General features: G+C 39.3%; 24 protein-coding genes. 4 read left to right on the top strand and 20 right to left on the bottom strand.

Annotated features, from left to right (window positions below; all coding sequences use genetic code 11):
* Positions 1-7 precede the first annotated feature (7 nt).
* From ybeY to nadA, 10 genes are all read right to left on the bottom strand, one after another.
* Entirely contained in the window at positions 8-502 is a 495-nt protein-coding gene (gene ybeY / locus LI149_RS00735) for an rRNA maturation RNase YbeY (RefSeq protein ID WP_005332677.1), read from the bottom strand.
* Positions 499-1,503: a PhoH family protein gene (locus LI149_RS00730; RefSeq protein WP_227142869.1), complete on the bottom strand. Its 1,005-nt coding sequence runs from the start codon at positions 1,501-1,503 to the stop codon at positions 499-501. The genes ybeY and LI149_RS00730 overlap by 4 nt, the downstream gene beginning before the upstream one ends.
* Before the next feature lie 5 nt (positions 1,504-1,508).
* Complete coding sequence (locus LI149_RS00725) at positions 1,509-2,795, bottom strand: sporulation protein YqfD (protein WP_173786036.1); 1,287 nt, start codon at positions 2,793-2,795, stop codon at positions 1,509-1,511.
* Positions 2,796-2,812: 17 nt separating this feature from the next.
* Entirely contained in the window at positions 2,813-3,091 is a 279-nt protein-coding gene (gene yqfC, locus LI149_RS00720) for a sporulation protein YqfC (protein WP_005332674.1), read from the bottom strand.
* A 148-nt stretch (positions 3,092-3,239) separates the two neighbouring features.
* Positions 3,240-3,965, bottom strand: coding sequence for a pyruvate formate-lyase-activating protein (gene pflA / locus LI149_RS00715; protein ID WP_005332673.1), 726 nt, complete (start codon positions 3,963-3,965; stop codon positions 3,240-3,242).
* 133 nt (positions 3,966-4,098) lie between these two features.
* Positions 4,099-6,351: a formate C-acetyltransferase gene (gene pflB / locus LI149_RS00710; protein WP_005336433.1), complete on the bottom strand. Its 2,253-nt coding sequence runs from the start codon at positions 6,349-6,351 to the stop codon at positions 4,099-4,101.
* A 412-nt stretch (positions 6,352-6,763) separates the two neighbouring features.
* Positions 6,764-6,976 carry a FeoA domain-containing protein gene (locus LI149_RS00705; RefSeq protein ID WP_005332670.1) on the bottom strand — a complete coding sequence of 71 codons (213 nt, stop codon included), beginning with the start codon at positions 6,974-6,976 and terminating at the stop codon, positions 6,764-6,766.
* Between the two features lie 76 nt (positions 6,977-7,052).
* Complete coding sequence (nadC, locus tag LI149_RS00700) at positions 7,053-7,904, bottom strand: carboxylating nicotinate-nucleotide diphosphorylase (protein ID WP_227142868.1); 852 nt, start codon at positions 7,902-7,904, stop codon at positions 7,053-7,055.
* 43 nt (positions 7,905-7,947) lie between these two features.
* Positions 7,948-9,177 (bottom strand): L-aspartate oxidase, encoded by a 1,230-nt coding sequence (locus tag LI149_RS00695; protein WP_227142867.1) that lies wholly within the window; start codon positions 9,175-9,177, stop codon positions 7,948-7,950.
* A gap of 10 nt (positions 9,178-9,187) precedes the next feature.
* The gene (gene nadA, locus LI149_RS00690) at positions 9,188-10,093 is read right to left on the bottom strand and encodes a quinolinate synthase NadA (protein WP_227142866.1); all 906 of its coding nucleotides are present in this window, start codon (positions 10,091-10,093) and stop codon (positions 9,188-9,190) included.
* A 206-nt stretch (positions 10,094-10,299) separates the two neighbouring features.
* Between nadA and LI149_RS00685 the strand changes: the two genes are divergently transcribed.
* Positions 10,300-11,655, top strand: a complete 1,356-nt coding sequence (locus LI149_RS00685) for a threonine/serine exporter family protein (protein ID WP_227142865.1) — start codon at positions 10,300-10,302, stop codon at positions 11,653-11,655.
* Positions 11,656-11,789: 134 nt separating this feature from the next.
* Here the strand turns inward: LI149_RS00685 and LI149_RS00680 are convergent, their stop codons facing one another.
* Positions 11,790-12,548 (bottom strand): DUF4866 domain-containing protein, encoded by a 759-nt coding sequence (locus tag LI149_RS00680; protein WP_227142864.1) that lies wholly within the window; start codon positions 12,546-12,548, stop codon positions 11,790-11,792.
* A gap of 121 nt (positions 12,549-12,669) precedes the next feature.
* Between LI149_RS00680 and LI149_RS00675 the strand changes: the two genes are divergently transcribed.
* Positions 12,670-13,563, top strand: a complete 894-nt coding sequence (locus LI149_RS00675; protein WP_227142928.1) for a LysR family transcriptional regulator — start codon at positions 12,670-12,672, stop codon at positions 13,561-13,563.
* A gap of 11 nt (positions 13,564-13,574) precedes the next feature.
* On the opposite strand, the gene LI149_RS00670 is transcribed toward LI149_RS00675, so the two are convergent.
* Both LI149_RS00670 and LI149_RS00665 read right to left on the bottom strand, forming a co-directional pair.
* Complete coding sequence (locus LI149_RS00670; RefSeq protein ID WP_117656929.1) at positions 13,575-14,714, bottom strand: glycerate kinase; 1,140 nt, start codon at positions 14,712-14,714, stop codon at positions 13,575-13,577.
* A gap of 43 nt (positions 14,715-14,757) precedes the next feature.
* Entirely contained in the window at positions 14,758-15,102 is a 345-nt protein-coding gene (locus LI149_RS00665) for a cupin domain-containing protein (RefSeq protein ID WP_005332647.1), read from the bottom strand.
* Positions 15,103-15,282: 180 nt separating this feature from the next.
* Here LI149_RS00665 and LI149_RS00660 point away from each other — a divergent pair, with 180 nt between their 5' ends.
* A complete protein-coding gene (locus LI149_RS00660; protein ID WP_005332646.1) occupies positions 15,283-15,561 on the top strand; it encodes a type II toxin-antitoxin system HicB family antitoxin in 279 nt (92 codons plus the stop codon).
* A gap of 45 nt (positions 15,562-15,606) precedes the next feature.
* Entirely contained in the window at positions 15,607-16,086 is a 480-nt protein-coding gene (gene rlmH / locus LI149_RS00655; protein WP_168933092.1) for a 23S rRNA (pseudouridine(1915)-N(3))-methyltransferase RlmH, read from the top strand.
* A 121-nt stretch (positions 16,087-16,207) separates the two neighbouring features.
* Here the strand turns inward: rlmH and LI149_RS00650 are convergent, their stop codons facing one another.
* The 7 genes from LI149_RS00650 to LI149_RS00620 all read right to left on the bottom strand — a co-directional run bounded on the left by LI149_RS00650 (position 16,208) and on the right by LI149_RS00620 (position 25,506).
* Positions 16,208-16,981 (bottom strand): ZIP family metal transporter, encoded by a 774-nt coding sequence (locus LI149_RS00650; RefSeq protein WP_227078245.1) that lies wholly within the window; start codon positions 16,979-16,981, stop codon positions 16,208-16,210.
* A 252-nt stretch (positions 16,982-17,233) separates the two neighbouring features.
* On the bottom strand, positions 17,234-18,622 hold the full coding sequence (gltA, locus tag LI149_RS00645; RefSeq protein ID WP_227078244.1) for an NADPH-dependent glutamate synthase: 1,389 nt from the start codon (positions 18,620-18,622) through the stop codon (positions 17,234-17,236).
* On the bottom strand, positions 18,622-19,509 hold the full coding sequence (locus tag LI149_RS00640; protein WP_005332642.1) for a sulfide/dihydroorotate dehydrogenase-like FAD/NAD-binding protein: 888 nt from the start codon (positions 19,507-19,509) through the stop codon (positions 18,622-18,624). The genes gltA and LI149_RS00640 overlap by 1 nt, the downstream gene beginning before the upstream one ends.
* 217 nt (positions 19,510-19,726) lie before the next feature.
* A complete protein-coding gene (locus tag LI149_RS00635; RefSeq protein WP_005332637.1) occupies positions 19,727-20,908 on the bottom strand; it encodes an iron-containing alcohol dehydrogenase in 1,182 nt (393 codons plus the stop codon).
* A gap of 123 nt (positions 20,909-21,031) precedes the next feature.
* Entirely contained in the window at positions 21,032-22,294 is a 1,263-nt protein-coding gene (locus LI149_RS00630) for a chitobiase/beta-hexosaminidase C-terminal domain-containing protein (protein WP_227142863.1), read from the bottom strand.
* 22 nt (positions 22,295-22,316) lie between these two features.
* On the bottom strand, positions 22,317-24,779 hold the full coding sequence (locus tag LI149_RS00625) for a DNA translocase FtsK (RefSeq protein WP_173785758.1): 2,463 nt from the start codon (positions 24,777-24,779) through the stop codon (positions 22,317-22,319).
* Between the two features lie 55 nt (positions 24,780-24,834).
* A complete protein-coding gene (locus LI149_RS00620; protein WP_005336485.1) occupies positions 24,835-25,506 on the bottom strand; it encodes a ClpP family protease in 672 nt (223 codons plus the stop codon).
* Positions 25,507-25,516: the final 10 nt, after the last annotated feature.

Genomic DNA, 25,516 nt, shown 5'->3' with positions numbered 1-25,516 from the left:
CTCCATATTAACGTAATATATTTAGCTCATTTAAAATTTCACGCTGAAGAGTCTCCATTTCAATACGTTCCTCTTCTTCCATATGATCATAACCGGAAAGATGAAGGACCGAGTGTGCAATCAGGAAAGCGTATTCACGTTTGACGGAATGACCGTATTCTTCAGCCTGTGCGATGACTTTTTCTTTGGAAATCACAATATCTCCAAGCAGAAGCTCACCTGTCTCCGGATCGAAGCAGTCTTCTTCGCTTTCAAAATGAGAGAAGTCTCCCGGAGTTTCATATTCCAGCATCGGGAAAGAAAGTACATCTGTTGCACGATCAATGTTACGAAAATCCCGGTTCATCTCATGAATCTCATCATTCATAGTGAGTAAGAGATTGACCTGAACTTCATATGGACAATGAATATATTCCAATGCGCCATTTATGACTTCACGGGCAAGCGCCTGGCAATCAAAAGGGAGCTTTAATGCCCCTTCTTCTTCATAAAATAATGTCATGATTTTCTCCTTTTCTCTCGGCTGCGATTTCTTGATTTGTTCTGTGTCTTTGTCTCGTATTCTTCGTAAGCTTTTACAATTTTCTGGACAAGCGGATGGCGGACAACATCTTTGCTTGTAAGACGGCATACTCCAATGTCATTGATCTTGCCGACAACACGGACAGCTACATCAAGTCCGGAAGTCTGACCACTTGGCAAATCTTTTTGTGTTTCATCACCGGTAATTACAACTTTTGAGCCAAATCCGATTCTTGTTAAAAACATCTTCATCTGCGCCGGAGTTGTGTTCTGAGCCTCGTCCAGAATGATAAATGCATTGTCTAATGTACGACCACGCATGTAAGCAAGTGGTGCAACTTCAATCAGTCCTTTTTCAGAATTTTTTAAAAAGTTTTCTGCTCCCATAATCTGATAAAGAGCATCATAAAGCGGACGCAGATAAGGATCAATCTTGCTTTGCAGATCTCCCGGAAGAAATCCAAGCTTTTCTCCCGCCTCAATGGCAGGCCTTGTCAGAATGATTCTACCAACTTCATTATTTTTAAATGCAGTGATTGCCATAGCCATGGCCAGGTATGTCTTTCCTGTTCCGGCAGGACCTAGTCCAAAGACAATCATTTTTTCCCGAATTTCATCTACATACTGTTTTTGCCCAAGTGTCTTTGGCTTTATCGGCTTCCCCTGTAAGGTGTGACAGATAATATCTTTATCAATTTCCAAGACATTATCTTCACTGTCTTCCATGACAAGTGCCAGCGTATAATTCACATTTTGTTCTGAAATCGTGTTACCTCGACGGGATAATTCAAGAAGCTGTGAGAGTACATTTCTTGCGCGCTCTGCAGCATTGCTGTCCCCCATGATCTTGACAACACCATCTCTGGAAATCAGTGTCACATGAAGGGAGCGCTCAATCTTTTTTGCAAAAGCATCAAATTGCCCGAATACATTTGCTTCATGCTCAGCCGGGATTTCAAGAACAGTTTCCATAATTCCCATATATCTTATTCTCCTAATTGTTCAATTTGTTCTTCCGGATCATTCGGAAGCTGCGGAATCTCAGATTGTCGGGACTGTCCGGTATTGCAGATGATGGTCAGTGTACCAGATATAGCTCCCTCTTTTGACCCTGTGTCTATTTTAACATCATTCTGAATAATTTCTACCCCCTTTTTATCTAAATCTTCACAATATCTTAAGAAATATCTGTTCAATTTGTCTTGAAGCTGTTGATCTGTATATTTTTTCATAACAGGTTTATAAGGGGTCAGACCTACAACGCCGATATATACCGGCAGATAAAAATGATCTAGAAGTTTCAGCCGTGACTCCATTGTGCTTTTTGAATAGTGTTCATACGGAGACCAGATGAAAAATGGTGACAGACGATATTTACCAATGCGAAAATACAGATAGAACAAACGGGGGAACTTTACACTTGTTTTTTTTACGTATTTTCTGGGCAAAGTATTCTCGTAATGAAGTTGAGTCTGGATGAAAATATCAGCATCTGAATGACAGGACTCATATCCTGTGATCTCTTTTGCATCATTAAGAATAGGAATCTGACCGGAAACAAGAATATCACCGGGATTTACAGATGTTCCCTCCCGCACCATAGGAATACCTTTTCGAGTGATAATGCGTACAATAGTCCCTGTGGAATCTGAAACAAGGTCCGTCCCAGCATCAGAATTTGGATATATATCCTCTTTTATATCTGTTTTATTATCTGTTTTATTGTCTATTTTAGCATCTTCGTTTTCTTTGATTTGAATGATTAGTCTGGTCCCCTCTATAGATGCAGATACCCAGATGATGTCGTCAAATCCTTTCCGAATATCTTTTACAATACGGTCGCAATCAATGTTTCCGCGACGTATGCCGGTATTTACATGATTCTCCTTTAGAAATGTTCTTATGACTTCTTCGGTCTGTGTATGTGTGCCAAGGATTTCAATATCCCAGATATAACCAGACATTATCAATAGCAAAACGGTGGCAGCAAATATGCCAGCAAAGAAAAGCTTGCGTCTTCGATGGTCAAACAGATAAAAAGGAAGTCCATATTTTTTTACAATCGTAATTTTTGTGGAAGTTTTATGAGAAATGTGACGCAGCTTTTTGAAATCTTTTACCCATAGATTCATTTCGTAAGAGCCATCGCTGGCTGATAAATCCCAGATTTTTATTTTTCGGTAATTGCATGCGTTAATAAACCGTTCCATACGATGACCGGTAATCCGGATTCTTACATATCCTCGAATATATTGATATATTTTTAAAAGCAATGAATGAATCCTCCACCTTATGTCTGATATTCAATATTCTGAATTTTCCCCGTAATTTTCATATCATCATTTGTATAAGAATCAACTTGAAGGTGCTTTCCGGTAATTCGTATCTGACCGATTTTTGTCTGAACTCTAACGAGTTGATCTGTATATTCAATCAGTCCCCGATAATTTTCAATTCGCATTTCAGAATGTCCCAGAATTTCAACATTAGGCATTCCAAGAACAACATCTTCTGGAAATTTGGATGCTTTGGCAGCTTTTCTTTTGCTATTTTCCAAATCTATACTCATAAAACTCCATTTTTCAATTTATGAAAATATCGTTTGTAATAATGTATGAATGAAGGTATGTCTTTCATTACTGAAGTAAAAAAGAAACACACAGCTTTAAAATATCATAAGCTATATGTTTCTTTTATCAAATTATAAATTGGTATTATTAAAATGCTCCAAGACGTTTTCTGGCATTCTCTACACGCTCAGCAGTCGGAGGATCAATTCCTTCTAATGGATACTCCATACCAAGTTCTTTCCATTTGTATGCACCAAGTGTATGATATGGTAGAACTTCTACGCGTTCTACATTATGAAGAGTCAGAATGAATTCATGCAGTCTGTCCAGATATTCATCTTTGTCGCTGCGCTTAGGAACAAGAACATGTCTGATCCAGACAGGCTTCTTCATATCAGACAGATAAGTTGCCAGATCTAAGATGTTTTTATTCGTATGCCCTGTCAGACGTATATGCTCCTTTTCATCAATGTGTTTGATGTCAAGCAAAATGAGATCTGTATATTGCATTAATTCATTAAATTTGCTAAAGAAAGGTTCTTCTCTTGTGAAAGGATTACCACTTGTATCTAGTGTTGTATGAATTCCATTTTCCTTTGCTTTTTTAAAAAGTTCAGTCAGAAAATCAATTTGAAGAAGCGGTTCACCACCACTGACAGTAATGCCACCTTCATTCCCCCAGTAAGAACGATATCTGAGAGCTTTTTTGATCAGGTCATCCGTAGAAGTCAGTGTACCTGTTTTCATATTCCATGTATCCGGGTTATGACAGAACTGACAACGCATGGGACATCCTGCAGTAAAAATGACAAAGCGAACTCCTGGTCCATCTACAGAACCAAAACTTTCTGTGGAATGAATGTATCCTTCCATAATAACAATCTCCTATCTATATATTTTTAAAAATGTATTTTCAATAATGGTTTATTATTTTGAGAATTTACATAATTAATTATAAGACCCCGCGAAGAGCATTGTCAAACACGAGGTCTTATATGTGTGAAAATTACATTTCTTTATGGCATGTTCTGGAAATTACATCTAACTGTTGCTCGCGAGTCAGGTCGATGAATTTTACAGCGTATCCAGATACACGGATTGTAAAGTTTGCGTACTCTGGTTTCTCTGGATGCTCCATAGCATCGATCAGTTTCTCTGTACCAAATACATTGACATTCAGATGATGAGCTCCCTGATCAAAGTATCCATCTAATACGTGTGCAAGATTTACACTTCTCTCTTCATCATTGTGTCCAAGTGCTCCTGGGCTGATTGTCTGTGTATTAGAAATTCCATCTAATGCAAGTTCATATGGAAGCTTAGCAACAGAGTTCAAGGAAGCAAGAAGTCCTGCTTTTTCTGCACCGTATGATGGGTTAGCTCCTGGAGATAATGGCTCTCCTGCTTTTCTTCCATCTGGAAGAGATCCTGTAGCCTTACCATATACAACGTTTGATGTAATTGTAAGGATAGATGTTGTCGGTGTAGACTCTCTGTAAGTATGGCATTTGCTTAATTTGTGCATAAATTTCTTCAGAAGCCAGATTGCAATGTCATCTGCACGGTCATCATCATTACCATATCTTGGGAAGTCTCCCTCAATTTCAAAGTCAACGGCAATTCCGTCCTCGTCACGGATTGGTTTAACCTTTGCGTATTTGATAGCGCTTAAGGAATCTACTACATGTGAGAATCCTGCGATACCTGTAGCGAATGAACGTTTTACATCTGTATCGATGAGGGACATCTGCGCTGCTTCATAGTAATATTTATCATGCATGTAGTGGATCATGTTCAGTGTATCAACATACAACTTGGACAACCACTCCATCATCTCGTCATATTTAGCAAGTACTTCATCGATGTCAAGATACTCAGATGTGATTGGCTGATAGTTTGGTCCAACCTGTGCTTTTGTCTTCTCATCAACACCACCGTTGATTGCGTACATTAAGCATTTTGCAAGATTTGCACGGGCTCCGAAGAACTGCATCTCTTTACCAGTCTCTGTGGCAGATACGCAGCAGCAAATGCTGTAGTCATCACCCCATACCGGACGCATAACATCGTCATTTTCATACTGGATAGAACTTGTCTCAACAGAAATGCGAGCAGCAAATTTCTTGAAGTTCTCTGGCAGTCTTGAAGAATAAAGAACTGTTAAGTTCGGCTCTGGAGAAGGACCCATGTTCTTTAATGTGTGAAGGAAACGATAATCGTTCTTTGTTACCATAGAACGTCCATCTTGTCCAAGTCCGGCTACTTCCAGAGTTGCCCATGTCGGATCTCCTGAGAACAGTTCATTGTAAGAAGGAATTCTTGCGAATTTAACCATACGGAACTTCATTACAAGGTGATCAATTAATTCCTGAGCTTCTTTCTCTGTAAGCTTACCGTTTTTAATATCACGATCAATATATATATCAAGGAAAGTAGACACACGTCCAACACTCATAGCAGCACCGTTCTGAGTCTTGATTGCTGCAAGATAACCAAAGTATAACCACTGTACAGCCTCTTTTGCATCTTTTGCAGGCTGTGAAATGTCATAACCGTAAGCAGCAGCCATTTCTTTCATATCACGAAGTGCTCTCATCTGATCAGCAAGCTCTTCACGAAGACGGAAGTCTGTACCTTTCATGCCGTGTCTTGCGTAACGCTCAAAATCATACTGTTTTTTCTCAAGAAGAAAATCAATTCCGTACAGAGCTACACGACGATAATCACCAACGATACGTCCACGTCCGTAAGTATCCGGAAGTCCTGTAATGATTTTGTTATGACGAGCTTTTTTCATCTCTGGTGTGTAGATATCGAAAACTCCCTGGTTGTGTGTTTTATGATATTTAGTAAAGATTTCATGAAGTTTTGGGTTTGGCTCATATCCATAAGTTGTACAAGCCTGCTCTGCCATCTTAATTCCACCGTAAGGCATGAATGCTCTCTTAAGAGGCTTGTCTGTCTGAAGACCTACAACCTGCTCAAGGTCTTTCATACTCTCATCGATATACCCTGGGCCATATGCTGTCAGTCCGGATACTACATCTGTTTCCATATCAAGAACGCCACCTTTTGCACGCTCTTCTTTCTGAAGCTCCTGAAGTCTTCCCCACAATTTGTTGGTTGCTTCAGTTGGTCCTTCCAGGAAAGAGTCATCTCCTTCATATGGAGTGTAGTTATCCTGGATAAAACTTCTAACATCTACAGAATGCGTCCAGTTTCTTCCTTTAAATCCTGCCCACTGTTCGTACTGTGCCATATCTTTACGTCTCCTTTTCCTAAATATGTATTTCTTTTTACGGGCACAGTATAGCATCGGGTTTTTTCGATTGCAAGTATTTAAATGAGTACAATTAATCAAAAAGCGCTTGTACTTGATTTTGTGCAATTTCACTGAGAAATTGCATTTTAGAGAGTACAATTCATGTGTTTTGTATGTAATTTTATACAAGAAATATTTGTTAAACTATTGACAAATTCAAATGAAAGTAATACGGCTATCCTCAAAATATATGATATCATAATTTAGATTTTTTCCTGATATCCGCATATGTAAATGATAAAAATGCTGTTCAGATATAAGAAAAAGAAGCATGAAACATCTTAAATGGATTCTCATACTTCTTTTTTCTTACGACAAATACTTTTTTAAGAGTATCAAAAATACAACTTTAAACTTGTATTCTTGCCGCTGCATCATCGCTAATTGCGATTCTTTTGTGTTTGTTCCCGATAATCAGACCACCATTGAACTTTTCAAAGACCCGGATTTCACTGCCCTCCTCAATCTGACAGTTACGGATGATATCCAAAACCTCCGGGAGACCGAACATCCATTTGATGGTATATACTTTACCGGGTGCTGCTGTTGACAAAGCCTGCATACTCGCACCTTCTTTGCTTTTTTCTTATTGTAGAGCGAGAAATAAATGTTAGTCAACAGCAACACTATGCATAGACTTATATTACATGAAGTCCTTTTAAGGAAACATCAAGAATCGGTGCGGAATGTGTCAGTGCTCCACTGGAAATATAATCCACACCAAGTCCGGTCAGTTTTTCAATATTTTCCTTTGTAACATTTCCGGAACATTCTGTCTCGGCACGTCCATCAATGATTAATAAAGCTTCTTTCATCTCGTCATAAGACATGTTGTCTAACATAATGATGTCTGCACCTGCTTCTACTGCTTCCTTTACCATGTCAAGATTTTCTACTTCCACCTCGATTTTCCGAACAAACGGTGCATAATCCTTTGCCATCTGTATTGCTTTTGTGACGCTTCCGGCTGCACCAATATGATTATCCTTCAAAAGGACGCCATCCGATAGATTATAGCGGTGATTATATCCGCCTCCGACGCGAACTGCATATTTTTCAAAAATACGCATATTCGGAGTTGTTTTTCTTGTATCCAAAAGTTTCGTTTTAGTTCCGGCAAGCAATTTTGCAACAGAATTCGTGTATGTGGCAATTCCGCTCATACGTTGAAGATAATTTAAAGCTACCCTTTCTCCAGACAACAGAACTCGAATATCTCCGGTCACTACAGCAAGAAGCTCTCCCACTTTTACTTCATCACCGTCTTTTTTATAAAATTGTACCTTTGTTTTTTCGTCTAAAAGTTCAAAAACATGCCGGAACACATCCAGACCGGCTATGATTCCATCTTGTTTGCAGATCAGGTTAACTTCTCCTTGAACAGCTTCTTTCATGACTGAATTTGTGGTTACATCTTCGCTTGATATATCTTCTCTTAAGGCTTCTTCGATGAGATGGTCAGCCTGTAGTTTCATCGTAATTGTATTCATGACTCTTTGAAAATCTCCTTTTTTATAGCATTTTATTACTGTTTTATGCGGTTGCCTTATTCATCTGTTTTTCAGACATGATTTTCCTGGCAGCTCTTTTAGCAAATACAAGACTCTCCAAAAGAGAATTGCTTGCAAGTCGGTTCTTTCCATGAACACCGTTGCAACTTGTCTCTCCTACTGCATATAAATTTGGCATAGAGGTATGACTATCGGAGTCAACCCAGATTCCCCCCATAAAGTAATGCTGAGCCGGAACGACTGGAATCCACTCTTTTGTCGCATCATAACCTTCTTCCAGGCAATGCTGGTAGATATTCGGAAAATGACTTAGGATTATTTCCTTTGGAATCTTTTCTAATGACAGCCACACATGATCTGTCCCATCCTTCTTCATCTGTTCCTGAATGGCTTTTGTGACAACATCTCTTGGGAGCAGTTCATCTACAAATCGATTTCCATTTTTATCATACAGCAGAGCACCTTCCCCACGCACAGATTCGGAAATCAAAAATCTGCGCCCCGGTTTTTTAGAATAAAGTGTTGTTGGATGAATCTGTACATAATCTAAATGTTCTAGCCTGATCCCATGTTTTTTGGAAATATCAAGTGCATCTCCGGTAAGATGCGGGAAATTTGTGGAATGCTGATAACGACCTCCAATTCCACCGCTTGCAAAAATAGTCTGATCAGCGTGGATATAAATCTTTTTATAATCAGATGTTTCAGCCTCAATCCCGGCACATGCCCCTTGGGAAATGAGGATGTCAGTCATCGTCGTATATTCCATAATCTGGATATTTTTACGTGTCTTTATCTGTGCAAGAAGCTTACTTGTGATTTCTTTACCAGTAATATCTTCATGAAACAGAATTCGAGGTCTGGAATGGGCGCCTTCTCTTGTGTACAGAAGTTTACCATCTTCCTTTGCAAAATCCACACCATACCCGATCAGATCATGAATTACATCCTGTGAACCGCGGATCATAATATCTACAGACTCTTTCCTGTTTTCATAATGACCAGCCCGCATTGTGTCTTCGAAATAACTGTCATAATCATCGTCATCATGTAACACACAGATCCCTCCTTGTGCGAGAAATGAATCGCTGCTTTCAAGATCTGATTTTGTAATCATAATAATGGATAAATCTTCGGACAGATTCAAGGCTGAAAAGCAGCCACCTACGCCTGTGCCGACAATGACCACATCGGCCTGCAAATTATTTTCCTTACTATTACTTACATTTTTCATATTATCTATTTGATTCATATTCAAATGCCTACTTTCCAAGCTCTAACATACGTTCCAGAGGTTTTTTTGAATTTTCACGAAGGCTGTCACTGACATGAACTTCGTTCTTGCCGGTCTTTAATACATGAAGCACTTTTTCCAAAGTATTCTTTTTCATGTTCGGACATACCGGAACAGTCTTCGGATAGTAAAAATGTTTATCCGGATTATTCTGAACGAGTTTATAGTGTACGCCCTCTTCTGTACAGATGATAAATTCATTACATGGACTTTCCGTTGCATATTTAATAATTCCTGAAGTACTTCCTATATAATCGGATAATTTTAATACTTCTGTATTACATTCCGGGTGAGATAACACCAGTGCATCCGGGTGTTCTTCTTTTGCTTCGCGGACTTCATCAACTTCCATACGCTCATGTGTCGGACAGAAACCTTCATTATAGATAAAATGTTTCTCTGGAACTTGATCTGCTACAAAATGAGCCAGATTCCGGTCCGGAATAAAGTAGATATTCTTATTCGGTAACGCTTTTACTATCTTGACAGCATTTGCTGACGTTACACATACATCGGAATATTCTTTTAAAGCTGCTGTAGAATTAATATAGCAGACCACTGCTACATCTTCATACTCTTCGCGGACTTTTTTAATGGATTCTACATCTGCCATATGTGCCATCGGGCAGTCAGCAGTCGGATCCGGCATCAGAACAGTTTTGTCCGGATTTAAGATCTTTGCGCTCTCGCCCATAAAAGAAACGCCACAAAATACAATCGTACTCTCAGAAAGCTCTGTTGCAACACGGCTTAGATAGAAAGAATCTCCTATGTAATCTGCAATATCCTGAACTTCAGGTCTGACATAATAATGAGCCAGGATCACTGCATTTTTTTCTTGTTTTAGTTTTTGTATTTCTTCTACAATTGTCATATGTTTTTCCTCCCATATGATCTGAAATTTCATTGCAGACAATTATAACACATGTTTTTACATGTGACAAGACAGTAAGTAATTATTGACAAACAAGAAATAAAGACTATACTAAAGCTGAATATAATATGCTATATATGTATAATTAAAATATCAAACATACATAATTTATATGGCTGCAAAAATATTTATACTAAGCTGACGATATGGTCAGTTCAGTGAAGAAAGAAGTGATTTATATGCAAGTGATTCACAAAAATCACATGGAAATTTTATGGCATGATTATGCAGAAGCAATTGACGATATCCCGATTACAAATGCTGGAATTATTGAAAAATCTTCTGTGATCGGACGGACAGGTCTTATGCTTCTGTCATGTGGAACCGGAGCCTGGCGTGTCAGACAATCTATGAATACACTCGCAGAACAGTTAGGGTTGACTTGTACTGCAGACATCGGATTAATGTCTATTGAATACACCTGTTTCGACGGAGAGGAATGTTACTCGCAGTCCTTATGTCTTACAAACACAGGAGTAAATACATCAAAACTGAATCGTCTGGAACAGTTTATTAATAAATTTTCATCCGAAGGTGTATACATGACTGGTGAGGAATTACATTCTCATCTGGATCAGATTGAAAAAATACATGGTCTCTACTCTCCGACCGCACTTGGTCTTGCAGCCGCACTTGCCTGTGGCGCATTTACCTTTTTACTTGGAGGCGGACCGGTAGAAATGTTTTGTGCATTTGTAGGTGCCGGTATCGGAAATTTTGTCCGATGCAAACTGGGGAAGCATCATTTTACACTATTTTTATGTATCTTCGTTTCCGTAACATCAGCCTGTCTGGTCTATGCAGGATTATTTGAAGTGATGAAACTGATACTTGGGGTGTCAGAACAACATGAAGCGGGATATATTTGTTCTATGTTATTTATCATTCCAGGATTCCCATTCATTACCAGTGGTATTGACCTTGCAAAATTGGACATGAGATCAGGTCTGGAACGATTAACTTATGCAATCATTATCATCACTGTTGCAACAATGACTGCCTGGATTATGGCACTTATCTTAAAATTGCAGCCGGTGGATTTTCTAACATTAAATTTGCAAGTCCCGATACAAATTCTCTTCCGACTGGCAGCAAGCTTTTGTGGAGTTTTCGGATTCTCTGTTATGTTTAACAGTCCAAGAAAACTGGCAGCTACAGCCGGATGTATCGGAGCCGTTGCCAATACTCTTCGTCTGGAAATGGTGGACCTTGCAAATATGCCCCCAGCTGCTGCTGCATTTATCGGCGCGCTTGTCGCAGGAATTCTTGCTTCTATGATTAAAAATGTTGCGGGATTTCCAAGAATATCCGTAACGGTACCTTCTATAGTAATTATGGTACCTGGCCTTTATTTGTACCGTGCTATTTATAATCTGGGAATCATGTCCCTGCATACATCAGCAGAGTGGTTCGCTGCCGCATTTATGATCATACTTGCATTGCCGCTTGGATTGATTTTTGCAAGGATTTTGACAGATAAAACATTTCGTTATTGCACGTAAATTCAAAGATTCGACTCTCAATTATATAAGTTCACTTGTCACTTATATAATTGGGAGTCTTCTCAACTGAACTAAAAGAGGAACCGTTCATTTTCAAGTGAATAGTTCCTCTTTCTTATAGATTATATGACAAATTATTCTTTATATTGATAAACAATCTTCTTCGCTGTCTCAATATGTTTTTCCAGTCGTTCTGAAAAATGTGTAAATGGAAGAAAAACTCCAAGTTCATCAAAATGCTCGCCTTTTTCTTCAAGACGTTCTTGTCCATAATAAACAATGGATTTTGGCAATTCTTCCTGCAATTGCATAACCAGATCCATAACGGCGACATAAGACTGAGCTTCAGTCTCTTTCATTTTGATAGTATCCGGCAGTTCATATACAAGCAAAACACCTAACTGCTCTCCCATTCGATAATCTTTTACTTCCATAGTCACTTCATCATAACAATGCCTTTTTCGATATCCTTCCGCCAGATACATTTTCACATCATTATTTTGTGCGTAGACTTTTTGGAATTTATGATATATTTTGTCAGGTACAGCTTTCTTGCAATCATTTAACAGATTGCCGGATCCATCCGTTAAAATATAAGGATTGGTATGTCCGTCAGCGTTAAAACGAAACGGAACAAGGTATGCATTTCTAAGAAGATCGAACATGCTGTGCTGACAGATTGCCAGAAGGAAAGCGGTCAGATCTTTATTCTTATAAGCATCAAATAAAGCTTTTGCAAATTTCTCCGGCGGCAATACTTCTCCTGAATATTCGCCGTCAGATTCTACTGATTCATAAAATGTTTCCATCAACCGTTCGCATGCCTGCGAATTTTCCAGAATTTTGTCAAATAAGTATTCTGCTTTTTCTTCTCTTGGAAATATGGTTGCCATTTTTATTCATCTCTTTTCTTATTGATTTTTTATCTGCTATATATTATAGTTGTCTTACGTCAAAATGTAAAAGATATATTTAGTATCATGGATATATCAATTTGGAATGAGAGGACTAGATATGATTACTTACGATTATTACCGCATATTTTATTTTGTAGCACGTTATAAGAGCTTTACAAAAGCAGCAAAAATGCTTGGCAACAATCAGCCCAATATTACACGCTGCATGAATATCCTGGAGCAAGAATTAAAATGCACTCTTTTCCTACGGTCTAACCGTGGTATTTCGTTAACACCAGAGGGAAAGAAATTATATGAGCATGTAGCAATTGCATATGAACAGTTACAAATTGGCGAAGAAGAAATCCGTCAGAATGGTGAACTGGAGAATGGATTAGTATCCATTGGTGCCAGCGAAAACGCGCTGAGACTGGTACTACTTTCAAGACTTGAAAAATTTCATGAACAATATCCGCATGTCAGACTTCGTATTTCGAATCATTCGACGCCACAGGCAATTCAGGCATTAAGAAGTGATATTGTGGATTTTGCTGCGGTGACAACACCACTTGACATCAAAAGTCCACTGGAGAAAATACCTCTTGCCTCTTACCGCGAAATACTAATCGGAGGGAGAAAATACAAAAAGCTTGCAGAACATACCCAGAAGCTTGAAGATATTGCTTCTCTTCCATTTATTAGTCTTGATGAAAATAGAAGTACAAGAGAATTATATAACAGTTTTTTTCTGGAACATGGACTTTCCTTTGCACCGGATATGGAGACCGCGACAACCGATCAGATGCTTCCTTTGATCACTCATAACCTTGGAATCGGTTTTTATCCTAAGAAAATGGCTGAACTAGCTTTGACCAAAGGTGATGTATATCAGATTCCGTTGGAAGAAAAACTGCCACTTCGGAAAATTTATTTAGTTACGAATGGCAGCACTGCAAAGAGTACTGCCGTTCGTAAGATGATCAAGTTCATTCAAGAATATCATAAAATATAACAATTTATTTGTTAACGCATCTGCATTCCTGCTTTTAAGAGTCGGAACATTCGTCTTGCTGCACCAAGATATAATTCTTCAGCATGATTTAAAGCATCAGACAGAGGCATAATATTATTTACCGTTGTGATAATAGATTCAATTCCATAATCGAAGATATCTTCTGCACCGCTTCCCATACTTCCGACAATCGCTACAGCTGGTATATGGCGCTTTTTGCAGTGTACACCAACTCCCTGCATGACTTTGCCAAATACAGACTGCCAGTCTGTAGCACCTTCTCCGGTTACGACAATATCGACATCTTTCAGATGTTCATCGAAATCCACAAGATCAAGTACCGTCTCAATTCCAGATTTCAATGTTCCGTTTAAAAATACCATAAGAGCGGTCCCGAGACCACCAGCTGCTCCGGACCCCGGTATATTATCCATATCCAGATCAAATTGCTCTTTAATAATGTCCCGGTAATTACACATACCAGCTTCCAGATCATTTTGAATCTCGGGGGTTGCACCTTTCTGTCTGCCAAATGTATAAGTAGCTCCGTCTTTTCCACAAAGCGGATTTGTGACATCACACATTACCGTGAATTTACATTCTTTTATCAATGGATTAAGTCCAGAAAGATCTATTTTTCTAATTTTCATCAAATCCTCGCCGCAACCCTTTAATTCCTGATTATTCTCATCTAAAAATTTTCCACCCAGGGCGCGTATACAGCCGATTCCACCATCGTTTGTAGCAGAGCCGCCGATGGCTATGGATATATCCCGGAATCCTCTTCTAAGAGCATCTGCAATCATTTCTCCAGTTCCATAAGATGTAGTATAGCGTGGATCTCTTTTCTCTTCTGGAACGAGAGGCAGTCCGGAAGCTGCAGCCATTTCCATTACTGCACGATTTTCATCCAGCATGCCATAATTACTTGTAATATCCTCCCAGAGAGGTCCATGAACTTGCACAGGTAATTTTTTTCCATTTGTAGCCGCAAGTACTGCCGCTGTTGTACCTTCGCCACCGTCTGCAACGACAATGCTGTCACATTGACAGTCCGGAAATATCTCCCGGGCTGCTTTTGCCAGAAGTTCTGCTGTCTTTTGCGAAGATAAACTCCCTTTAAATGAATCTGAAGCAAATAAAAATTTCATAAGCTTTCTCCTGTAATTACCTCTTTATAAAATAAAAAGATTTTTATTTTTTTAATACAAGTGCTACAAATACAATTGGTTCTGTTCCGTGATTCTTAATTCCATGTCCGTCTCCATCTTTGCAAAATGTAACATCGCCGGTTTTGATCTCGTATTCTTTATCGTTGTCCATATAAGTCGCACTGCCGGAAAGTACATAATAAGTCTCAGTTTCTCCATGATGCTCATGATAACCAAGTTCACAGCCTGGCTCAATGGTTACCTGAGAAAATATACGGCAATGCTCTCCTCGTTCTTCTTCATTTAAAAGAGCCTCCATAAGCACATGACCTGCTCCGCCATTTACCTGTTCTTTTTTTGCAATCTTACGTTCGCCTGCTCTTGTCATTGTTCTAGAACCTCCTGAATTCAGTTTTAATATTATAAGTATATCATAGCATATCTTGTGCATAATAACTTAATAAATCACAGAAAAATGAAAGAATAATTAAAAAGTGTTTGCTATTGTATTCCTGTCAAGTCGTGATATAATGTAAAAGACTTATAAGAGTTTAGAAAGGACAGAAAAATGAAATTTATATATCCAGCAGTATTTCATGAAGAAAAAGATGGAAAATACAAGGGCTATTTCCCTGATTTAGAATGTTGTTACGGAGAAGGTGACACGATAGATGATGCCATAGATGATGCCAATGAGGCCGCCAGAAACTGGCTGAGTCTGGAACTTACAGAAGAAGATCCATTCATCCCGTATGTATCTGACGAGGAAGATATTGACTTAAAAGAAGGGGAATTTATTCGTAACATTTCTGTAAATATCCGGTTTTACGAGGGCTGGGACGAATAATATCCAGCTATTTTAACTGAAGCTATTTTTTAACTGGAGACATTTATGAAAATTACTTTAATTACCGTTGGAAAAATAAAAGAAAAATATTTAAAAGATGCTATTGCAGAATACAGTAAGAGGCTCGGCCGTTATTGTAAGCTTGAGATTGTCGAAGTTGCTGACGAAAAGACGCCGGATCACGCAAGCGAGACTGTTGAAAATGCAATCCGGGATAAAGAAGGCGAACGGATTCTGAAATATGTCAAAGAAGACGCATATGTGATCACATTGGAAATTCACGGCAAAATGCTGACCTCTGAAGAACTTTCCGAAAAAGTCGACACGCTTGGCGTTCAAGGCATCAGTCATATTATTTTTATTATAGGCGGCTCTATTGGTCTTGGCAAAGAAGTTTTAAAACGCTCAGACTATGCACTCAGTTTTTCAAAAATGACGTTTCCTCACCAATTAATGCGTGTGATCTTATTGGAACAGATATATCGCAGTTATCGAATTATAAATCATGAACCCTATCACAAGTAAATGAGATTTTTTACATTCTGTTATCAATCGTCATAACTAGTGTAAGTTTATAAATTAAAAGAATAAAGGAGAACATGTTACTTTATCGAACATGTTCTCCTTTTATTCATCTTTATGCTTTCTAGCCCAACGCTACATCTAATATCATCATTAATACAAACCCAAGCGAAAAACCTATTGTGCCGACATTGCTATGGGTTCCTTCAGATGATTCCGGAATTAACTCTTCCACTACAACATAAATCATAGCACCTGCTGCAAATGCAAGTAGATACGGCAATACAGGTGTAATTTTAGATGCAAGCAAAATTGTTATACCACCACCAATTGGTTCAACAATCCCAGAAAACATACCATATAAAAAAGCTTTTATCCGCCCTTTTTCACTTCTGACAGGCAGTGAAACAATAAAGCCTTCTGGTACATTTTGAATTGCTATACCGATAGACAGTGCAAATGCTCCGGCAAGTGTCACTTTTGAATTATTCATAAGAAGTCCTGCAAATACTGCGCCACCAGATATTCCTTCCGGAATATTGTGAATTGTAACTGCCAAGATCAGCATCGTCGATTTCTTTAATGAAGCTTTAGGACCTTCTGATTCTTCACTCCCAAGATGCAGATGTGGAATGATGCGGTCCAGTGCAAGAAGAAATACAATGCCGACAAGAAAGCCAACAGCAGCCGGTAAAAATGCCAGTTTTCCCAGATGATCAGACATTTCCATAGCTGGAATTAAAAGTGACCATACAGAGGCCGCAACCATAACTCCCGCTGCAAAACCAAGTAAAGACTTTTGAATCACAGGTTTTAATTCATTTTTTATAAATAATACGCATAATGCCCCAAGAGTTGTTCCGATGAACGGTATCATTAGTCCCCAGAAAATTGTCATGTATCAAACACTCCTTTTTATTATCTATTAGTATTATATTCAGAATCTCGATATCCTAGAATAACAGTATTAAATTAATCTGTGGAGGTTAGGTATAATTAATTCTGATATTATTTTATACAAAAGACTTAGAAGTGTCAATAAAAAAGGCAATTTCATAAACTAAGGGCACCCCTTTTATGAAAAAAGGGACACCCTTAATCAATGATGGGGACGTAGCATTTTAAAGCTTTACTACGTCCCCAATATGAACTATTTGTTGCTTAATAATTCATGAATTCCCTTTGCTCCGGCTTTTCCGGCACCCATAGCAAGGATTACTGTTGCTGCTCCTGTTACAGCATCTCCGCCAGCGAATACACATGCTTTTGATGTCTGTCCATTTTCTTCTTCTGCAACGATACATTTTCTCTTGTTTGTCTCAAGACCTTTTGTTGTAGAAGCGATCAATGGGTTTGGAGATGTTCCAAGAGACATGATAACTGTATCAAGTTCAATCTCGTACTCTGATCCTGGAATTTCTTCCGGACGTCGTCTTCCTGATGCATCAGGCTCTCCAAGCTGCATCTTAACAACCTTCATTCCTTTTACCCAGTCATTCTCATCTGCAAGAATTTCTTTTGGATTTGTAAGAAGATCAAAGATAACGCCCTCTTCTTTTGCATGATGTACTTCTTCAACTCTGGCTGGAAGTTCTTCCTCGCCACGACGGTAGATTACATGTACTTCTGCTCCAAGACGAAGTGCTGTTCTGGCAGCATCCATTGCTACGTTACCGCCACCAATAACTGCAACTTTCTTACCTGCTGCAATCGGTGTATCATAAGAATCATCGAAAGCTTTCATAAGGTTGCTTCTTGTCAGATACTCGTTTGCAGAGAATACTCCGTTTGATGCCTCTCCCGGAATTCCCATGAACATCGGAAGACCTGCTCCGGAACCGATGAATACAGCTTCAAAGTTTTCCTCTTCCATCAACTGATCGATTGTTGTTGATTTACCGATTACTACGTTTGGCTCAAAATGTACACCTAATTCTTTTACTTTTTCGATTTCTTTCTTTACGACTTTCTCTTTTGGAAGACGGAACTCTGGAATACCATATACAAGTACTCCGCCAAGCTCATGAAGTGCCTCAAATACTGTTACTTCATAACCAAGCTTTGCAAGGTCTCCGGCGCATGTAAGTCCGGACGGACCAGAACCGATAACTGCAACTTTATGTCCATTTGTCTTCTCAGGTTTTGCAGGTTTAATGTCATGCTCAAGAGCGTAATCAGCAACGAATCTTTCAAGTTTACCGATTGAAATCGGGTCACCTTTGATTCCACGGATACATTTGCTCTCGCACTGGGACTCCTGTGGACATACACGGCCACAGATAGCAGGAAGTGCTGAGGACTCTCCGATTACTTTATAAGCTTCCTCAATATTACCTTCTTTTACATGACTAATAAATCCTGGAATATTGATAGATACAGGACAGCCCTGGATACATCTTGCATTCTTACAGTTGATACAGCGCTGTGCCTCTTCCATTGCTTCTTCTTTGTTATATCCATAACATACTTCTTCGAAGTTTGTTGCTCTTACTTTTGGATCCTGTTCTCTTACAGGAACTCTCTCTAATACATTTGCCATTATTTGTCACCTCCGCAGTTTCCGCATCCACCATGATGAGTGTCACCTTCCTGTAATTTCAGCATTGCACGACCTTCTTCTGTCTTGTAAAGCTGCTGTCTCTTCATAGCGTTATCAAAATCAACGAGATGTCCGTCAAACTCTGGTCCGTCTACGCATGCGAATTTCACTTCGTCTCCAACGATCAGACGGCAGGCACCGCACATTCCTGTACCATCAACCATGATCGGGTTCATGCTGACAACTGTCGGGATCTCCAGTTTCTTTGTAAGGAGACAGACAAATTTCATCATGATCATTGGACCGATTGCAATACATACATCATATTTGTTTCCATTATTTACAAGTTCTTCGACCATTGTTGTAACCATTCCGGCATGTCCGTAGGAACCATCATCTGTACATGGGTAATAGTTACCAGATACAGCTTCCATAGCATCTTCAAGGATCAGCATATCTTTTGTCTTTGCTCCGACAATAACATCTGCTGCTACGCCGTGTTCATGTAACCATTTTACCTGTGGATATACAGGAGCAGCTCCAACTCCACCTGCTACGAATAAGATTTTTTTCTTTTTCAAGTCTTCTATGTCTTCTTCAACGAGCTCTGAAGCACAGCCAAGAGGTCCAGTGAAATCACGGAATGAATCCCCGGCCTTTAAGTCAGCCATCTTTACAGTAGATGCTCCGACTTCCTGGAATACGATTGTAATAGTACCTGCTTCTCTGTCATAGTCACAGATTGTAAGTGGGATACGTTCTCCCTTATCGTCCATCTTAACGATAACGAACTGTCCAGGCTGGCAGTGTCTTGCAACACGTGGTGCCTCAACATCCATAAGATAAATCTTGTCAGCTAATTTTTCAGCTTTTAATATCTTATACATCTTGCTTCCTCCTAATTCTAACCCCCATTGAAATACCGGGAATAATAATAATCATCTATATAATGATACAACATTGTTATGAAAATATCAAGTAACTTGCTGTGAATTTAATTTCTAAATAAATTCTGAAAACCGCACCAAAAACGGCAAATATTATTATAATACCTGCCGTTTCATCATTATTTTATTAAAATTATTTTTTTAACATTGTTGTTAATTAAAAATCAACTTCTGTTCCATAATAAATACATGTAAACAGTCTTTCCATTGTAGCTGGATCAATTGTTCTTGGATTAGAACCTGTACAGGCATCTCCAACAGCATTTTCAGAGATTGTAGCAATTTTTTCTTTAAATTCATCTTCTTTGATTCCGAAATCCTTTAATGTAGCCGGAATATTTAAGATAACATTGAATTCATTGATTTTCTCACAAAGACTGTTGATGAGTGCTTTTTCAGATGCTCCACCAAGTCCTACAAATCTTGCAATTTCAGCATATCTCTTAGCTGCTACAGGATCTTTTGCATTATATTTGATTACATATGGAAGATACATTGCATTTGCAAGACCATGTGTAATATGTCCTGTAGAGAATGCAGCTCCTGTTTTATGAGCCATAGAATGTACGATTCCAAGTAATGCATTAGAGAATGCCATTCCAGCCAGACACTGTGCATCGTGCATTTTTGCTCTTGCTTCCATATTGCATCTGTAGGATGCCGGAAGATAATCAAATACCATCTCGATTGCTTTGAGTGCAAGCGGATCTGTATATGGACAGTTCAATGTAGATACATATGCTTCAATCGCATGTGTCAAGGCATCCATACCTGTGTAAGCAACCTGCTTTACAGGAAGTTCAGCTACAAGAGCCGGGTCAACAATTGCAACATCTGGTGTGATGTTAAAATCTGCCAGAGGGTACTTGATTCCTTTTGCATAATCTGTGATAACAGAAAATGCTGTTACTTCAGTTGCAGTTCCGGAGGTTGAAGGGATTGCTGCAAATTTTGCTTTCTGTCTTAATTCCGGGAAACTGAATGGTGTAATCAGATCTTCAAATGTTATTTCCGGATACTCATAGAAAGCCCACATAGCTTTTGCCGCATCAATCGGTGATCCACCACCCATAGCTACGATCCAGTCAGGCTCGAATTCCTGCATAGCCTTTGCACCTTTCATTACAGTTTCAACAGACGGGTCTGGTTCTACACCTTCGAAAAGAGCAACTTCCATTCCAGCTTCTTTCAAGTAGTCTTCAACTTTTGCAAGGAATCCCTGGCGTTTCATTGCGCCGCCACCGACAACAACGATTGCCTTTTTACCTTTTAAGTTCTTCAGCTCTTCTAAAGCTCCTTCTCCATGATAAATGTCTCTTGGTAATGTAAATCTTGCCATGATTTTTTTCCTCCATAAAATAATTGCGTTAAATTTTTATCACAGTTGCATTATAGCATTGATAATAATTTAACGCAATATTTTTCTGGTAATTTTTTCTTTTTCTACATAATAAGATAACAATTATTGGTTATCATACATATAATTTCTAGTGGTAATACCACTCATACGCCCTTTTCCATTGACAAGTACGACTTTAAAAAGAGTTTCTCCCTTTGGCATGTCGATTGGCCCGGTATATTTTGTAGATGCTGTTGTCGGGTCTGTACCGTCTGTCGTGTAATATGCAGTATATCCATCCGGTACTTTTACTTCAATCGGAACTGCTTCATCGTACTGTCCTGTTGACGGGGAGACCGCCGGTGCATCTTCTACAGGGAATTCTACCGTGTAAGTCTTCTTACCGATTGCACTCGGCACCCCTTTTTTGTTGACAGCAATTGCTTTTATGGTTGTCTCACCCTCGCTGATCTGTATGCCTTCACTAGTGTACTTCGTACTTGTCAGATTAGGATCTGTACCATCCGTTGTATAGTAGATTGTATCTTTATCTGCAGTCAGAAGTAATTTTTGGACATCATCATAAGTCGTAGAATCCTCCAGACTGAACTTTGGTTCATCTACAACATAATCGCTTAATTTCTCCAACATGGAATCATTGACAGAATCCAAAAGTTCTGGAATTTCCATGTTCTGATCTGATTTCAAATAAAAATCCATACATGCTTTATAAAGTTCAACATTACCAGATTGCTTGCTAACTGCTTCTTCAAATAATGTTGTACCTTCATCTGTCTTATCCTGTGACTGATAAACATCTGCAAGACCTGTGTAAGCATCTGCTTTTTTAGTATTTTTGGAAATTGCCTGTTTATAATAAGCTTCTGCAGTGGTATAATCTTTTGACTGCGCGGCTTTTTGTGCTTTTTTCATAATCCCGTTATAGGAATTCTGATATACAACATAGAATCCGGCACCTGCTAATACTACGATTGCAGCCATAATAAGCAGGACGATTCGTCTTTTTCTGCGCAAAGCTTTCTTTCTTGCTGCTTTTGCGCTCTGCCGTTTTCTTCTTTCCTTTTCAGTTAGCATCTGCCCCGTAGTATTCCCGGTCATTCTTCTTCCAGTCATAGCCGCTGTTGTTCGTGATGCACTTCTTCCTGTATTTCTGCCAGCAGATTGTCCTGTCCTGTTATTATTTCTGCGTTTTTGATTTATATATTGATCGAGCTCCGATTCCTGCTCATTGCCATCTAATTGGATCTGAGCCGTTAACATTTCTTCAAGTGGATTGTAATCTGGTACAATCTGTACCTCTCGCCCACATTTTTTACAATATAATTCCCCTTCTGGTATTTCTGCCTTACAATACCTGCATTTCATTGTCTATACTGACCTCCTCTGATTATTCAGTAGTATTTATATTTTGTATGTATTGTTCAAATTCTTCTGGTGTCATGAGGATTTTGCGCGGTTTTGTTCCCTCTTCGCCACCGACAATCCCCGCTTCACACAATTGATCCATAATACGTGCTGCACGGTTAAAGCCAATCTTGAACGCTCTCTGCAGCATCCCTATGGAAGCCTTGTCCTTATCAATGATAAGACGACCTGCGTCTATAAAATAGGCATCTCGCCCATTACTTTCATCGGCACCTGGTCCGTTTGAAGATACCATGCCAATATTGGATGTATTTACATGATTGACAACTTCTTCATCGTAATTGGCATTTCCATTTTTGTCAATTAAATAATCAACAACTTTCTGCACTTCTTTATCCGATACAAAAGCTCCCTGGACTCGTACCGGTTTCTGATAACCGGATGGATAAAAGAGCATATCTCCTTTTCCAAGTAATTTTTCAGCGCCATTCATATCAATGATGGTTCTGGAATCAACTCCAGAAGTTACAGAAAACGCGATTCTTGACGGCATGTTTGCTTTAATCAATCCTGTGATAACATTGACAGACGGACGCTGTGTTGCAATGACCAGATGAATTCCTGCTGCTCTTGCAAGCTGTGCCAGCCGGCAAATTGCTTCTTCAACTTCGCCAGGAGCAACCATCATAAGATCTGCAAGCTCGTCTACAATAATGACAATCTGCGACATCTTATGTCCTTTTGCTTCATCTGCATGATCCGGCATAGATTCAATTTTCGCATTATATCCTTTGATATCACGTACATTCAATGACGCAAATGCCTGATAACGCCTTGTCATCTCAGCTACTGCCCAGTTCAGAGCACCAGCTGCCTTTTTCGGGTCTGTCACCACGTCGATCATCAGATGTGGAATGCCTTTGTAAACACTTAATTCTACAACTTTAGGATCGATCATAATTAATTTGACTTCATCCGGAGTTGCTTTATAAAGGATGCTCATGATCAATGTATTAATACAGACAGACTTACCGGAACCTGTAGCACCTGCGATCAGCACATGTGGCATCTTTGCTATATCTGTAACGACAACCTTACCTCCGATATCTTTTCCAACTGCAAACGATATTTTAGAGGTACTGTCTTTAAATTCTTTGGACGCTAGAAGATTCCCAAGCATGACTGTAGAATTTTCCTTATTCGGAACTTCAATTCCTACAGCTGCTTTTCCCGGAATCGGTGCCTCGATTCGAATATCTGCGGCGGCCAGGTTCAGCTTGATATCGTCTGCCAGTCCGACAATTTTACTTACTTTCACACCCATTTCCGGCTGAAGCTCATAACGCGTGACAGCAGGACCACAGCTTACATTTGTAACTGTTACATTTACTCCAAAATTCGCCAGAATCTCCTGAAGCTTCATAGCAGTTTCCCGAAGCTTTGCATCCGATTCCTGACGTCCTTCACTACCACGATTCAGAAGTGATACCGGTGGCATTTTATATGCTTTTGTTCTTACAGCCGCTGTTGTCTTCGCAGCTTCTGCTGCAACACGCGCAACTTCATCGGCAACCGGAGCTGCCCCCATCTTACTTTTACGCACAGAACTTTCCGAAGAAGAGTCTGTCGGATTCTTGTCTGCCTGTGTAAAATCAAAGGCTTCCTCCGTCACATCTGATTCTTCCGGAATATCTTCTATTGGAATATCAGGAGCCCTGTTGATCACAAAATCCGGCTGTTTTTTTGTTTTATCTTCTTCCGGTATCATTTCCGGATTACTCTTTATTTCCTTCATCTCCGGTGACTGGAACTTATCAGAAAGTCTGGTTGCCAGAGAAACTCCCGTTACGCGGTGATCCGATCGTTTTTCGTTAGAGTTTGTGTTTTTGGCAGCTTTTTGTTCCTGCTCACGCATCTTAGCACGCTTGGCTTTACGTTCTTCTGAAATTTTACGTCTTCTTTTGGCATCTTCTCTTGCGCGGCCGTAGGCCTGATCACCTTTTGCTTTTACTCCCTTTAAAGCAGATTTACCAGTAATGATCACTCCACAGATAATCATACAGATTATTACAATTACATATGTACCTGCCACTCCGACTGCGGGTATAAGAAGGTTTGCAATAAAGCTTCCAAGTCTTCCGCCCATCTCATGGATCAGGTCTAAAAGTGTACAGGTAAGGATCATAAAAACCAGCACAAGCGCAGATTTTATATATGCGATTCTATTTTCTTTATTTGATATTAAAAATGATACGATTCCAAACAGTAAAAATGGGACAAGATAGGCAACGATCCCAAAGCCGTGCTTTAGAGCCCCGGATACATGATAGCCAATGTTTCCGCCAAATCCGAAATTACTGATCAATAGCAAAATACTGACTGCCAGAGTAACCCAGACAAAGATTTCCTCCCCTAAAAAACTTTGTTCGGTCTTTTTTTTCTTTGTCTGCTTTCTGCCAGTTTTCTTTTTTGACTTTGCAGCCATATTTTTTACTCCCCCTTATGCGCAAAACATATCACACTATAGTATACATGAATGATTATTTTTCGTCAATCATCTGGTGAAGTTTCCTTAATGCATGGCTCATTCCTCCAACTTCATCAATCAGACCTTCCCTGACCGCATCTTCTCCTTCCAGAAGTGTGCCGACATCTTTGACAAGTTCCGTCGGATTAAGCATCAGTTCTTCGATACGTTCTTCGTTCATATGGGAATGAGCTGCAAGAAACCCTGTAATGCGTTTTTGAGTCCGGATCATATTTTGGAGACTTTGCTGTACTCCAATAAACATGCCATTTGATCTGACCGGATGTATGATCATAGTTCCGCTCGGGACGATAAATGAGTAATCTGCCGCCACTGCCAGCGGTCCTCCGATAGAATGGCTGCCTCCAAGGACTAGAGAAACTGTCGGTTTACTAATAGAAGCGATCATCTCTGCAATAGATAGTCCTGCTTCCACATCCCCGCCCATTGTATTTAAAAGGATCAGAAGTCCATCAATCTCTTCGCTGTCTTCTACTTCAGCCAGCATCGGCAAAAGATGTTCGTATTTTGTCGCTTTTGTATTCCCGGATACCGCTTCATGACCTTCAATCTCTCCAATAATTGTCAGAAGACGTACATTATGTTTCCGGTTATTAGAGTCAAGTTTCATGCTGCCGGTTTCTTTCATTTCATTTCTTTTTTCCTCAGTTGTTTCTTTTTCCATAAAAAATACC

The organism is Dorea sp. 210702-DFI.3.17 (genome assembly GCF_020560825.1).
Lineage (GTDB): Bacteria > Bacillota > Clostridia > Lachnospirales > Lachnospiraceae > Dorea > Dorea formicigenerans.
The sequence above is the reverse complement of the archived record's forward strand: the minus strand, read 5'-3'. Positions and strand labels throughout refer to the sequence as shown.

Bases quoted from the DNA above. Each gene is read 5' to 3' on its own strand.
- nadC (WP_227142868.1), bottom strand. From the start codon at position 7,904: ATGAATACAATTACGATGAAACTACAGGCTGACCATCTCATCGAAGAA.
- LI149_RS00680 (WP_227142864.1), bottom strand. From the start codon at position 12,548: ATGGCAACCATATTTCCAAGAGAAGAAAAAGCAGAATACTTATTTGAC.
- yqfC (WP_005332674.1), bottom strand. From the start codon at position 3,091: ATGAGTATAGATTTGGAAAATAGCAAAAGAAAAGCTGCCAAAGCATCC.
- LI149_RS00640 (WP_005332642.1), bottom strand. From the start codon at position 19,509: ATGTATAAGATATTAAAAGCTGAAAAATTAGCTGACAAGATTTATCTT.
- rlmH (WP_168933092.1), top strand. From the start codon at position 15,607: ATGAAAATTACTTTAATTACCGTTGGAAAAATAAAAGAAAAATATTTA.
- LI149_RS00730 (WP_227142869.1), bottom strand. From the start codon at position 1,503: ATGGGAATTATGGAAACTGTTCTTGAAATCCCGGCTGAGCATGAAGCA.
- nadA (WP_227142866.1), bottom strand. From the start codon at position 10,093: ATGACAATTGTAGAAGAAATACAAAAACTAAAACAAGAAAAAAATGCA.
- pflA (WP_005332673.1), bottom strand. From the start codon at position 3,965: ATGGAAGGATACATTCATTCCACAGAAAGTTTTGGTTCTGTAGATGGA.
- LI149_RS00675 (WP_227142928.1), top strand. From the start codon at position 12,670: ATGATTACTTACGATTATTACCGCATATTTTATTTTGTAGCACGTTAT.
- LI149_RS00625 (WP_173785758.1), bottom strand. From the start codon at position 24,779: ATGGCTGCAAAGTCAAAAAAGAAAACTGGCAGAAAGCAGACAAAGAAA.
- LI149_RS00665 (WP_005332647.1), bottom strand. From the start codon at position 15,102: ATGACAAGAGCAGGCGAACGTAAGATTGCAAAAAAAGAACAGGTAAAT.
- gltA (WP_227078244.1), bottom strand. From the start codon at position 18,622: ATGGCAAATGTATTAGAGAGAGTTCCTGTAAGAGAACAGGATCCAAAA.
- LI149_RS00685 (WP_227142865.1), top strand. From the start codon at position 10,300: ATGGTCAGTTCAGTGAAGAAAGAAGTGATTTATATGCAAGTGATTCAC.
- pflB (WP_005336433.1), bottom strand. From the start codon at position 6,351: ATGGCACAGTACGAACAGTGGGCAGGATTTAAAGGAAGAAACTGGACG.
- LI149_RS00705 (WP_005332670.1), bottom strand. From the start codon at position 6,976: ATGCAGGCTTTGTCAACAGCAGCACCCGGTAAAGTATATACCATCAAA.
- LI149_RS00695 (WP_227142867.1), bottom strand. From the start codon at position 9,177: ATGAATCAAATAGATAATATGAAAAATGTAAGTAATAGTAAGGAAAAT.
- LI149_RS00650 (WP_227078245.1), bottom strand. From the start codon at position 16,981: ATGACAATTTTCTGGGGACTAATGATACCGTTCATCGGAACAACTCTT.
- LI149_RS00630 (WP_227142863.1), bottom strand. From the start codon at position 22,294: ATGAAATGCAGGTATTGTAAGGCAGAAATACCAGAAGGGGAATTATAT.
- LI149_RS00635 (WP_005332637.1), bottom strand. From the start codon at position 20,908: ATGGCAAGATTTACATTACCAAGAGACATTTATCATGGAGAAGGAGCT.
- ybeY (WP_005332677.1), bottom strand. From the start codon at position 502: ATGACATTATTTTATGAAGAAGAAGGGGCATTAAAGCTCCCTTTTGAT.
- LI149_RS00670 (WP_117656929.1), bottom strand. From the start codon at position 14,714: ATGAAATTTTTATTTGCTTCAGATTCATTTAAAGGGAGTTTATCTTCG.
- LI149_RS00660 (WP_005332646.1), top strand. From the start codon at position 15,283: ATGAAATTTATATATCCAGCAGTATTTCATGAAGAAAAAGATGGAAAA.
- LI149_RS00620 (WP_005336485.1), bottom strand. From the start codon at position 25,506: ATGGAAAAAGAAACAACTGAGGAAAAAAGAAATGAAATGAAAGAAACC.